This window comes from Pseudoxanthomonas sp. P4_B2 (genome assembly GCF_056402315.1).
The window spans coordinates 34562-46282 of sequence record NZ_JBFUHQ010000008.1; the positions used below are offsets into that span (position 1 = coordinate 34562).

The 11721-nt window shown below is 55.2% G+C and carries 12 protein-coding genes; 11 read left to right on the forward strand and 1 reads right to left on the reverse strand.

Translation table 11 applies throughout. The features are described 5' to 3' along the window. The first annotated feature begins 81 nt into the window (after positions 1-81). Both AC1DTQ_RS17095 and AC1DTQ_RS17100 read left to right on the forward strand, forming a co-directional pair. Positions 82-969, forward strand: coding sequence for a hypothetical protein (locus AC1DTQ_RS17095; RefSeq protein WP_477851116.1), 888 nt, complete (start codon positions 82-84; stop codon positions 967-969). A 337-nt stretch (positions 970-1306) separates the two neighbouring features. Continuing rightward, positions 1307-1765 carry a hypothetical protein gene (locus tag AC1DTQ_RS17100; RefSeq protein ID WP_477851117.1) on the forward strand — a complete coding sequence of 153 codons (459 nt, stop codon included), beginning with the start codon at positions 1307-1309 and terminating at the stop codon, positions 1763-1765. Positions 1766-1851: 86 nt separating this feature from the next. Here AC1DTQ_RS17100 and AC1DTQ_RS17105 read toward each other — a convergent pair whose 3' ends face one another. Beyond that, positions 1852-3672, reverse strand: a complete 1821-nt coding sequence (locus tag AC1DTQ_RS17105; protein WP_477851118.1) for a hypothetical protein — start codon at positions 3670-3672, stop codon at positions 1852-1854. A 408-nt stretch (positions 3673-4080) separates the two neighbouring features. On the opposite strand from AC1DTQ_RS17105, the gene AC1DTQ_RS17110 reads away from it, so the two are divergent. The 9 genes from AC1DTQ_RS17110 to AC1DTQ_RS17150 all read left to right on the forward strand — a co-directional run bounded on the left by AC1DTQ_RS17110 (position 4081) and on the right by AC1DTQ_RS17150 (position 11659). Next, positions 4081-4875: a type I restriction enzyme HsdR N-terminal domain-containing protein gene (locus AC1DTQ_RS17110; RefSeq protein ID WP_477851120.1), complete on the forward strand. Its 795-nt coding sequence runs from the start codon at positions 4081-4083 to the stop codon at positions 4873-4875. 173 nt (positions 4876-5048) lie between these two features. Next, positions 5049-5375 (forward strand): hypothetical protein, encoded by a 327-nt coding sequence (locus tag AC1DTQ_RS17115; RefSeq protein ID WP_477851121.1) that lies wholly within the window; start codon positions 5049-5051, stop codon positions 5373-5375. A 49-nt stretch (positions 5376-5424) separates the two neighbouring features. After that, a complete protein-coding gene (locus tag AC1DTQ_RS17120) occupies positions 5425-5970 on the forward strand; it encodes a hypothetical protein (protein WP_477851123.1) in 546 nt (181 codons plus the stop codon). 342 nt (positions 5971-6312) lie between these two features. Then, positions 6313-6540: an XAC0095 family protein gene (locus tag AC1DTQ_RS17125; protein WP_477851124.1), complete on the forward strand. Its 228-nt coding sequence runs from the start codon at positions 6313-6315 to the stop codon at positions 6538-6540. A 271-nt stretch (positions 6541-6811) separates the two neighbouring features. Next, a complete protein-coding gene (locus tag AC1DTQ_RS17130) occupies positions 6812-7273 on the forward strand; it encodes a hypothetical protein (RefSeq protein ID WP_477851126.1) in 462 nt (153 codons plus the stop codon). A gap of 318 nt (positions 7274-7591) precedes the next feature. Continuing rightward, on the forward strand, positions 7592-8065 hold the full coding sequence (locus AC1DTQ_RS17135) for a hypothetical protein (RefSeq protein ID WP_477851127.1): 474 nt from the start codon (positions 7592-7594) through the stop codon (positions 8063-8065). A gap of 946 nt (positions 8066-9011) precedes the next feature. Continuing rightward, on the forward strand, positions 9012-9335 hold the full coding sequence (locus AC1DTQ_RS17140) for a hypothetical protein (RefSeq protein WP_477851128.1): 324 nt from the start codon (positions 9012-9014) through the stop codon (positions 9333-9335). A 58-nt stretch (positions 9336-9393) separates the two neighbouring features. Then, positions 9394-9678, forward strand: a complete 285-nt coding sequence (locus AC1DTQ_RS17145; protein WP_477851129.1) for a hypothetical protein — start codon at positions 9394-9396, stop codon at positions 9676-9678. 457 nt (positions 9679-10135) lie between these two features. After that, positions 10136-11659 (forward strand): tryptophan halogenase family protein, encoded by a 1524-nt coding sequence (locus AC1DTQ_RS17150; RefSeq protein WP_477851130.1) that lies wholly within the window; start codon positions 10136-10138, stop codon positions 11657-11659. Positions 11660-11721: the final 62 nt, after the last annotated feature.

Here is an 11721-nt window from a genome sequence, read left to right on the forward strand (position 1 = left end):
AGCCACTTGCTTCTCATGATTTGCAAGGAGACTTTGCCCTTGGAAAGTAGCGCACGCAAGCAGGAACGAATTCTACGGCACATGGAGAATCCATGGGTACGGCTTGCTTTTCTCGTTGGCATGAGTGTTCTTGTCTTCGGAAAATGGCTCACGCAGAAGCCAAAGGGTTTGCTGGTCTTGGCAATCACAGCCTATTTTGCAGCCCCCGTTATTCTCGCAAGCCGGCCGCTGAGTTTTGGTGAGCTTATTCTTTGGGTGGATGAGCAATCCCCAGAGACCAAGGTAGCAATGAGCACGGTCTTAGTAACCGTGGTGGGCTTCCTATTGGCGTTCTCCGTTGCCCACTCCGCCTGGAGGGCTCAGCAAAGAACTCAGATCCGATTAGCGGCGGAGGACGAGATATACGCCTTCTTCTCTGAGTTCTGTGACCTCCTCCTAAGCTTGGAGCTGTACGCAGAATTCCTGGTCGAAGCTCATGCAGAGATCAAAAGTGATGTCGTTCCCGATGAAGGTGCTGTTGAGTTTCTAGCCAACCAAGTCGAAGAGAAGACCTCAAAATTTTGGCCGGACCGTGCACGCCTTTCCAGAATGTCCATTGAAGTTCATGCGCTGCAGTCCAAGCATGAACTGGTTCTGGCGCAACAGCGCTTTGCTATGCCAGCATTTGAGAAAATTAAGGCTGCTGTTGAGTTGGTGACACAAGAAATGTGGTTCTACGCTCCCTTGGGTATGATGGATCCAATTCGCAGACTCGCGCTGGTATCTCTGCGCGACCCGAAAGAATGGGCAGAGTTCGCGCAAGTTTGTGAGGAACGCAGAACAACTATTGGCGTTGCCAACGGCGCCATAAGAGGGTTGATTCTGGGTGAACTCATTCATCCAACAGGGTCGAGTGTGCTTAGATTCTTCGGGACCAGCAAAGCAGTTGTCGCAATTGGAATTGAGAAGAACGCGCGTACAACGAATTGAACCTTTCCATCAGTCAGCGTAGCCGGGTAAGCGAAGCGCACCCGGGGCGCTTCACACTGAAACTCTGCCGAAACAAGAGTCAGAGTACGTTTTTCTACACGTATACTTCTGACCGCCAGTTTTTGGCGTCGTCGGACTAGAGGTATGTCAATAATCCAGCCTGGGCACTACCGCCTCCTTCAGCCAAACAAGAAGCTCTAGAAAAACGGGGTCAGAGTACGTTTTAAAGAAATGTACTCTGACCCCGTTTCTAGACGTTAATCCCGCGTGGTAGAACGCGCCAAAACTCGGCGGCGGACACTCAGGTAGAGCGCTTGTATCAGACGAAGAAAACTCAATGGGCACTACGATGCACTGGACCGGTTACATATCTGCTTTCGCGCTGCCGACTATCGGGCTGGTCGCTGCATGGATAGCGTTTCGCCAATCCAAAATTGCACGAAACAAGCTCAAGCTGGATCTGTTTGACAGGCGCATGGCCGTCTACGAAGTAGCTCGGCGGGCTCTTGGCATCGTGGGCAGCAAGGGCCGACTAACAAATGAAGAACAAGTCGACTATCTAGCCGGCACTCGGCCGGCTCGCTGGCTGTTCGGACCGGATCTTTCTAAATATTTCGATGAAATCCTTTGGCACAAGATCGTCGATCTTGAACTTTACAATTCTTTGTCAGAAGGGCCGGCTGGTGACGAGAGAAGTAAAGCGATCACGGCTAGAGCTGAGACGATGAAGTGGTTGGTATCTCAGTTCAAAGAAATGGACAGGCTATGCGAGAAATATCTTGCCCTTGAGCACTAAAATCGGCCAACCACTAATAGGGTCAGGTTCATTTCTCACTTTTAAAAACGGACCTGACCCCTTTCATTGCGGACCCGAATATCGGTTTATCTTGCTCCCACCACGGTCAGAACACCGCCCAACCCGGCAATCTGATGTGATGCACTATTTAGGAGCGTGCAAAGTTGACCGTGCGGTTTGGTGTTGCCGCGATTCCTGAAGGCCGCGCGCAACGTGTGAGGTTGCACGATTACCACATGGAAGTTGATTCTTCCTGCGCTCCAAGTACTGATCGCATTGACGAAGCCAGATGCCGGTGCACTCGCAATCACACCGTTCTGTATATTCCATGCTGGCTTGGTGCTATTCGCCGGAATTCGACTTTGAAGTGCGGACACGACATTAGCTTTGTTTAGGCTGCTTATATTCTTTATTGCTTGATTTATGACAATGTCGTGCGCCGAAACAGAGATGAGGCGAGTGGGTCTGTCCGAGTTGGAAGCCTTGACGTGAATTAGCGTCAGGTGATGATGGTTGTCGAGCGTGGTCGCATGAAGAAAGTCAGATATCTCGCCGGAACCGTCATCGCAGACAAGCCAGTCTGAGCCAGTTGCCATCCTCAGATGCGAAAGGCGTCGAGTCTTTGTTCCCCTCATCAGAGCGTGGTACACCCACGAGAAGAGTGAGTCTTCCCCGACTGCCCCGATATTTGACAGGAATGCGCCGTTTGCTGGTCTATTGGGCTTCTCCTTAAGCACGTTGAACCGCGAGAAGTCAGACCAGTACATTCCAGTAAAAGGAGATGTCTTATAACTAACTTCATAACATCCTCCGCCTGTGATGACGTGGCCGCTGTCGTACCAAGCTCGAACAAGCGGTGGATGTGAGAATATCCGAGCGAATTCATCAAGCTTGCCGGACTGTCCTCGTTGCACGTCTACCTTGGTGGCTTCGAATTTGAGCTGACCGCGAACAAGAGCAGGCTCCGCATGGATCTCGCCAATATAGGAACGAAGGCCATTCTGCTTGTGATTAATTCTAAGCCTTACCAAATTGTCTTGGACAACCTGATGGATAAGGTCGAACTCATATTCCAAGTCGATTTTGTCGAGAAGAGAAATCCTCGCAGCGCCGAAAGTTGTCCCTCCGGAGGTTTCAGCGTCAACAATTGAAAAATCGAACGCGCCAATCATGGTGTCTGTATCGCTTATTGGATGTGAGACGGTTTCGAGTGGAGTGCTTGAGGTCTTTCCATTGGCTCTGCGCAATATTTCGGTGAGTGCATCGCATGCGGCTAAGAACTCCGGCCAAGTGTTCATTCGATATAGCCAAAGATACGATTCCGTGAGATTCACGCCAAAGGTGCGATCCCTTCGCAATAGTTCAACATTTCCGCGTAGTGAATTGTAGGAATAGCTCTGATCTCCGCTTGGGTCGAGCGCCATTCTCAGGTTGGAGCCCGTAAGGGCCTTACTATCTGCTTTGACTGAAGTCCTGTTGTGAATACCGTGAAGCCATAGCGTCTTTACGTCACTTCCTTCAATGAATGCATAATTCAAGACTTCCCTGGAGATCTTTCTCACCGGGAAGGTATCAGCATCGAGCAATTCGAGAAGAATCTCTTTGACGTCATTGTCGGAGCAATGGAACACGAAGTACCCATTCGCGATTCCTACGCTGAAATACGCGTAATTGGTTTCACGGACTTCTGAGTTGGGTGCCCAATGAGGAGGTCGTTGATAATAGAAAAAACAAGTTATATAGCGCCCACCATGTGCGTCGTCGTGGTCGTGCGATAACCATTCGGCCCTAAGTTCTTGGCTGATCCGCTTCTTTAGTGTTTGCACAACCAATATCAGACCGGTTGGACTATCTGCACGTGCGAGTACTACGCCGCAGTACGGGACGATGTCGTCAGTAGCGAGCATGGCTTATCCACATGGCTGCTCCCCAGCAACGCAAGATGCTTTCGTTGCTTCCGAAAGCGGATAGTCTGATGCTGCTCCCGAATGTAGGGACCGTCAAGTTGTCGCTAAAGGGGACGGAGGTAACTAAGCAATTTAGTTGCCTCCGTTTCCTTTCCGTTCTCCTCTTTAGGGCCGTAGGCTGGGTTAGCTTTACCAACCCAGCGCTTTCGTTCGAGGCTCTGCATGCGGGTTGGTGAAGCTAACTCAGCCTACGTAACCGGCAATTCTGCTAGTTCTGTTGTGTACATGACAACGTAAATAATTCACATCAAGTGGAATCTTCTGTGAGTCTAGTGCGACTAGACGAAGCGGCGTACGCTGGGAGCTAACGGCCTGGGGAGGTCCTGGATTCAGAGGGGGGAAGACAGCATGGCTTCGGTGCCTAAGAAAGTTGCTGAGCGGCTAGTGGCGGGGATAAAGCGTTATCAACCCATTCTGGCCGCGGCTAAAGCGCGTGATGTTGGTGAGGCCGACACTGTAACGATAATCAAAGACATGCTTGCTGATGTCTTCGGCTACGACAAGTATTCGGACGTAACCTCCGAGTACTCCATTCGGGGAACCTACTGCGACTTGGCCATCAAGATGGATGGTCAGCTTCAAACCCTAATCGAGGTCAAGGCAATAGGACTGGATTTGAAAGACGCGCATGTAAAGCAGGCCATCGACTACGCTGCCAATCAGGGGGTGGACTGGGTCCTACTTACCAATGGGGTTACTTGGCGCGTGTACCACCTCATTTTTGCGAAGCCGATTGATCAAGAACTCGTGTTGGAGATAGATTTTTGCGCTCTAAGTCCACGCTCTGAAGGCGATATAGAGCTCCTTTACCTTTGGTGCAAGGAAGGCTGGCAGCGCTCAGTGCTAGGCGAGTATCACACTCAGAAGCAGGCGCTATCACGTTTCTTTGTGGGCGCTATGCTGCAGACTGATTCCGTTCTTGATGTAATCCGACGAGAGCTTCGCAGACTTTCTCCGGACGTTCGGATCGATTCCGAGCAGATCAAGGCAGTATTGGTAAACGAAGTCATAAAGCGTGAAGTGTTGGAAGGTGACAAGGCGAACGAAGCGCGTCGGAAAATTACCAAGTCAGCAAACAAGTCACTACGCGTTGCGTCCGCGAAAGCCATGAAAAATCCGGATGATGCTCAGCCCAGCGCTTAGACCCGTTGGCTGGGCTAGTTTCATCCACTCGTTCCTAATTAGTCGTCTCGACATGCTTAGTCACCAACGGGGAAGAGGGCGGCTAGATTAAATGGGTTAACTGCCGCCATCTGTTTTTGTCGTCGCTGCGAGATGGCGCGTATGCTTCCTCGACAACTAAGGGGCGGATTGTTATGAAACTTTACAGATGGAAGACGGTGATCGCCATTGTCGGAATTTCGGCAGTTACGACGGCAGGGGCGTATGTTACGGGCGGATCGAACTTCTCCATGAGTCGATATCCAGAGCCAGATTGCGACGCACCTTATTCCAAGCCAAGCAGACCCTATAGCAACGACGAATGGGCAATCGACCAGTACAACCGTGAGGTTGAGCGCTACAACAGCGAAATGCGCGAGTTCCAGGAATGTGGCGTTGAATACATCGAGAATGCCAACAACGATATCAGGCGCATTCAAGAAGCAGTACAAGATTTGGTGAGCGAATCTGAACGGCTGTAAGTGCAAGGTAGGTAAAAGGTCGCCGATAGTCAGCCAGGGAGAATGAATCGTGAAGAGATGGGTAATTTTCTCGCTGATATTTCTCTCTGTTGGTTCGCCTGTAATTGCGCAACAGCAACGGGTCGTTTCTGGACAAGTGCATTCGTATATCCAGAACGGAATAAGGCACTATTCTGCCAAGCCACCGCCGCCTGGTAGTATCGAGCCCCGCGCAATCAACTATTCATTTATTGAAACCATTGCCGGCGATCCAAGTGCTCGGCTGCTATACAGATGCTCAGACAACGGCGTTCCCCTATACACATCCAAGCCTTATGTTGGTTGTGTTGTCATCGGAAACTATAGGCCTCAACGAGTGCTGGCCACTCCTGCCGTCCCGAAGTATTTCGGTGACCATCCTTGTAGTTACGATTGCAGCGGCCACGAGGCCGGGTATGCATGGGCTGAACGCCAAGGAGTTGAAACTCCAGACGAATGCGGCGGACGATCCCAATCTTTCATTGAGGGTTGTGAAAGTTACGCAGAAGAGGTTCAGCAGGAATTGATTGAAAGCGGCGATTGCGAAGATTCAGACCAGGACGAACTTTGCGACTAACACGCATAAGGCGGGTTGGGCCATGTCAATGGCCCCGCACCCCTCCGAAATCGCATTTCGGCTGGCTACAAGTGTGAGTTGACATCACACCATCACCTTCGCAAACTCACTTCCAAGGAGCGTCGAAACTCCTCACGTAGCGGTACCCACCTCCGTCAATCTGGTGGGTTTTTTGTGCCCGCGTCTTGGGTGCAACCGGCGCACTGTTCCGCGTCGGGAGGGCGGCTGAATACAACACCCGCAAGGGAAATATGCCCGCCGGCTACGTGCGGTTTCGAACCTCCCGACACCTTGCGCGCGCACGCGCAAGGCATTCCATCGCGAAGAAGAAAGGAGACCGTCATGCGCCAAGGAACGCCATGCGAGCCCGGCTACCACCTGCCGGAAGAAGCCCACCACCAACTGCAATGCCTTTGCGAATACCTGCACCTGCTGGCAGACCTCAGCCAACCCGAACACCTCAAACCCGACGCCCTCATCCTGTCCCGCACCGGCCTGGCCCACTGCTTCACCCACCTGGCCGAAACCGCCGACCAGATCGCCGCCACCACCATCTTCCGGCCAGGGTAAGGCGAGCCTGTCCGAGAAAAAATGGTTCCGAGTACGTTTTCTAGTACCTGCACCTGCTGGCCGAACTCAGCCAGCCAGAAATCCTCAAGCCCGACCACCTCATTCTGCCCGCGCCGGCCTAGCCCACTGCTTCACCCACCTGGCCGAAGCCGCCGACCAGATAGTGGCTACCTTCCACTTCCGGCCTTCGCGCTAGGGCCGTAGGATGAGTGGGGCGGAGTTTCTGACCCCACCTTTCCTTCGCTTATCCCATCACTGGCGGGCGCGGTCCATGGAACCAGAACGACTTTCCTCCAGAACAACGATTGCCTGGAAGTATGTGGTGGCGCCGTTGTGGGTTGCGATGTGCGCCGTCGGAACGGTTTTCTTACTGATACGCCGTGATGGGATGGTTGCGATTTACCTCATCATGACCTTGTTTGGTCTTGGCTTCTATTACTACAAGTTCGCCAAGGTGCGGCACGTCTATCTGCGGGAAGATCGCTTCCACATTGCCGACCGTGGCCGGCACTACGAAGTACCCGTGTCGCAGCTGCAGCGGGTCGAAAGACGTGATTGGATCAATCCGAGGACGGTAATTCTGCATTTCAGCGGTGACACCGGATTCGGGAAGACAGTGGCCTTTATTACGCGTTGGCAGTGGTGGTCCGGTTTCAAGCAACACCCGGTTGTCGGCAAGCTGGACAGACTGATCCGCCGACATGATGGCGATCAATCGAAAGGGGGCCGCTAGATCGTCCCCCCTTTTCCGTCATCCTGCTCCGCACTGGCCTGGCCCACTGCTTCACCCACCTGGCCGAAACCGCCGACCAGATCGCCGCCACCACCACCTTCCGACCCGGGTAGCGCGCGTCAGCTAAGCCTGTTCGCGATCGCTCAGGGAATGCTCGATCTTTTACCGCCTAATTCGCACAGGTGCCGCGGTCTCTGCCGGCTCGGCATCGCCGTAACCCTTGTGGCGCGCAAATGGAGCGTGATTGACGACCTCCCAGGCCACACCCACAATCGGCGCTACACCCCACTGTGGGGTCTAATCGAAGTTAGGCGCCACATGGATATTTCGCGATACTTTGAAAGCGATGATGGCTCTCTTCCTGAGATCGACGTCGACTTCAAGAATCAAGAGTCTCTCCACCAAGCGTTCGCCTACTTCTTTGAACTAGGCGCAGAGAACGTCGCTAAGAACGGCTCTTATCTTTGGCTCCGGAAAGAACTCCGCGAAGTGCCTTTCACAGGCCCGGGAGACGCCGAACTGGTGACCGCTGGGCTGGCGGATTCATTCCATGTCGTTCTGGACTCAATCAGTACCGACGACCATATACTGCCAACTCTAGGGATTCTTGTTGATCCCGCATCTCTCGTCATCGATTACCGCATGGGGCCACACTGGAGCCCTGCAAACGTTGGCGCCTTGCTCAACCTACTCAAGTTGCAAAGCAGATTTGGCGGGAGCGTTAGTGTCACAAGATGGTGGGGTGCCACTGGCCAAGAAGATTTCGGTCGCTATCTCGGCAGAGGTGCCTAACAGGCCCCGTAGGATGCGGTAAGCCGAAGGCGCACGGCATCGTTCGCGTTGTTGCCCGCAATTGATGCGGTTCGCTGCGCTCGGTGTTCCTCACTCGCGAAGACGACCGGCCGAACGCAGAAGCGAAAGGATGCGTAGCCGGGCTCTAGAAGCGCTAGCGCAAGCTTCTTAGCTCCGTTCGCAAAGCTCCAAAGGCGGGACTCGGCACATTTAGCTTTGCGCGCAAAGCAAATTTCCTTGCGCGCAAGGTGTTGAGAGACATGCTTGCAGCTCCGCGCTTCGCGGGAAGCCTTATTACGGTCGGCGTCCGGAGCTCCCGAAGGTAATGGCGAAGTAATTTTCTTTGCGCGCGCAGTTCTTCGGGTCGCGCGCGAAGCACGGAAGCTTGCGAGCAAGGCATTTTTGCTTGCGCGCGCAGTGGAAGCAGGTCAAGCGTCGCCTCCGGAACCTTGCGCGCAGAGCAAATTGGCTTGCGTGCAAGGTTCCGAACCTTGCGATTCGGGGTGGCTAACGCGCCAAGGCGGTTAATACGCTGCCGACCCGCGATATCGCCGTAATCCCTTATGCCGTAAGACAAAGTCCGATTGACGGGCCTCCCAGGCCACACCCACAATCCGCGCTACACCCCACTTTGGGGTCTAATCGTAGTTAGGCCTCAAAGGAATATTCCGTGACGCTTGAAGAAGAAGCCGTAAGTGCCACTGAGCTACTAGCTGGAAAGGCCGTGAAAACTGTCTTGCGTCATCGACGGGAAGAGTTGGTTATCCAGTTCACTGACGGAAGCCGCCTCCTTGTGGACGTCAATGGTAGTGTCCTCGAGCTTTCCATTACGGACAGTAGCAGTGGCTAGCGTATCCGCACTGGCAAGGCCGCTGTGTTTGCGGCCTAACAATTCATTCAAGCCGAACCCGCTTCGCGGGTCGGCTTAATTCAGGCGTTAGGCATCATGAGAAAGAATCTCGCTCATTCAACGGCACACATGGATCTCTCCATCCTCAAGAACGCGATCGGCTCTTGGTATCACCAAGACGCATACCTGGACTTTGCCTCGGATGAGGAGATCTGGGCAGACATCTATGCCGGCCACGACGCTACAACGCGCTCCCTACTCGTTGCGCAGCTCGCGAATTTACTGCAACAGAGCGACAGCGCGATCCTTGCCCTTTGGAGCTCGGAGGCACATTCGCATACTTTTACTAGCGGGGATGAGGCCAGGGATTTCCTTGGTGCCATGCACATGTTCTTTGCGGATCGCGAGCATGGCGCCTAACAATTCATTCAAGCCGAACCCGCTTCGCGGGTCGGCTTAATTCAGGCGTTAGGCACCCATGCCACTCTTTCGTTGCTTCATTCGCGGTGACAACTTTCCGGGCAAGCTTATCGGCCAAGAAGAGTCGGTCGGCTTCTACACCACCCGTTTCGTTGAGGCTGATTCCCCGGAACAGGCAGAGATGCTTGCGGTCGATCTCTTGCGTAATGACGCAGACCTGGATGTTCCGCCGGAGCACCAGACCCAGAATGCCAAGGTGTACTTTGAGGATATTGATGAGGTGACTGCTGAGACGGAGCGAAAGCCCAACAAGGGTTTTACCTTCTTTACAATGGGTGCCTAACAATTCATTCAAGCCGAACCCGCTTCGCGGCACGGCTTAATTCAGGCGTTAGGCCGCATGAAGCAACTCCTTCATCTGTTACTTTTTTCTGCAATAGCAGCTTCGCTGCCCGGTTGCTCGTCCGGTTGCGAGTACACGTAGGGCGGAACCCGCGAAGCGGATGACCAGCTGCGCTGTTGAGAGCCCGCCGCATGTCTGTCCTCTGCCGGCATTGCATCTATCCGCGCATATCCGGCCGGCTTTCAACAGCGAAGTGGGTCATCGTCTACGACGGATCCGCATTACGCCTGCTTCGTTTCGATCCTAGGCAACCTGATGCTTGCCCGGTGGGCCAAGGCCCACCCTAACGAAAAGTGGTCAGGCTCATCCTTTAACCCAGGAAATGAACCTGACCCCTTTTTTAACCCATGCCGTCAGGCAAGGAGTAACCTGACCCCGTGTCCGGGGAGGCATGGCCATGAACGAGCGTCACATACGCCGGATCGTCATCGTCGGCGGCGGGACCGCCGGCTGGATGGCGGCGGCGCCCCTGTCGCAGCAACTGCCCCGCCAAGGGCCGACGGGTTGCGAGATCGTGTTGGTGGAGTCGCCCGATATCGCCACGGTCGGCGTCGGCGAAGCCACCATTCCGCCGATCCGCACCTTCAATAACCTGCTGGGGCTGGACGACACGGAGTTCACCAAGCGCACCCAAGGGACCTACAAGCTGGGGATCGAGTTCCGCAACTGGGGACGCATCGGTCACCGCTTCTTCCACGGCTTCGGCGATTTCGGCCCGCCGATCCAGAACCGCCCGGCCCACCAGCACTGGCTGCGACTGAGCGCGAAGCACCCCGATTTCCCGTCGTATGAAGATTGGTCCACGTCCAGCGTGATGGCGCGGCACATGAAGTTCACGCCGCCGCTGGCCGGGCCGCGATCGGCCCACAATGCGTATTCGTACGCCTACCAGTTCGATGCCTCGCTGTACGCGGGTTACCTGCGCGAGTACGCGATAGCGCGTGGCGTGCAGCGCGAGCTTGGCACCGTCGTCGACGTCGAGCTGCGGCCCGAGGACGGATTCGTGGCGGCCGTTCGCATGGCCGACGGTCGGCGCATCGAGGGCGACCTGTTCATCGATTGCTCGGGGTTCCGAGGCCTGCTGATCGAAGGCGCCATGAAGGCCGGTTACGAGGACTGGCGAAAGTGGCTGCCCTGCGACCGCGCGCTTGCGGTTTCCAGCGAACGCACGGAGCCGCTGCGGCCCTACACCACCTCGACCGCGCACGCGCCGGGCTGGCAATGGACGATTCCGCTGCAGCATCGCACCGGCAGTGGCCTGGTCTACAACAGCGACTGCATCTCCGACGACGAGGCCAGCGCATTGCTGGTCGCCAACCTCGAAGGCAAGCCACAGGGCGTGCCCAACCCATTGCGCTTCGTGACCGGCCGGCGCAAGCGTGCCTGGGTTAAGAACGTGGTCGCCCTCGGGCTGGCGGCGGGCTTCGTGGAGCCGCTGGAGTCCACCAGCATCCACATCATCATGGACGGCGTGGGTTGGCTGGTGGAGTACTTCCCGGATCGCGACTTCCATCCCTCGCTGGCCACCGAATTCAACCGCCAGCATGCCGCGCAGTTCGAGTCGACCCGCGATTTCATCGCGATGCACTACCACCTGACGCAGCGCGATGATTCCGAACTGTGGCGCTACTGCGCGAACATGAAGCTGCCCGAGACGCTGGCGCACCAGATCGATATGTTCCGCGGCACCGGGCGAGTGGTCATGCACCACCAGGCAGGATTCCTGGAGCCCTCGTGGGTGTCCATGTACCTCGGCCTGGGCCTGCGGCCCGATCGGCTTGATCCCTTCGTCGAGCACGTGGACGAGCAGGCGCTGCTGGCCCATTTCATGCGCGTGCGCCAGGCGATTGCCGGCACGGTGGCCGAGATGCCAGGCCATGCGGCCTATATCGAGCGCCACGTGAAGGCCGATCCGCCCTGAGGCTAAAAAAAAGGGGTCAGGTTCACTTTATCGACACAAGAGCCGCCTCTGATCCCATTCAA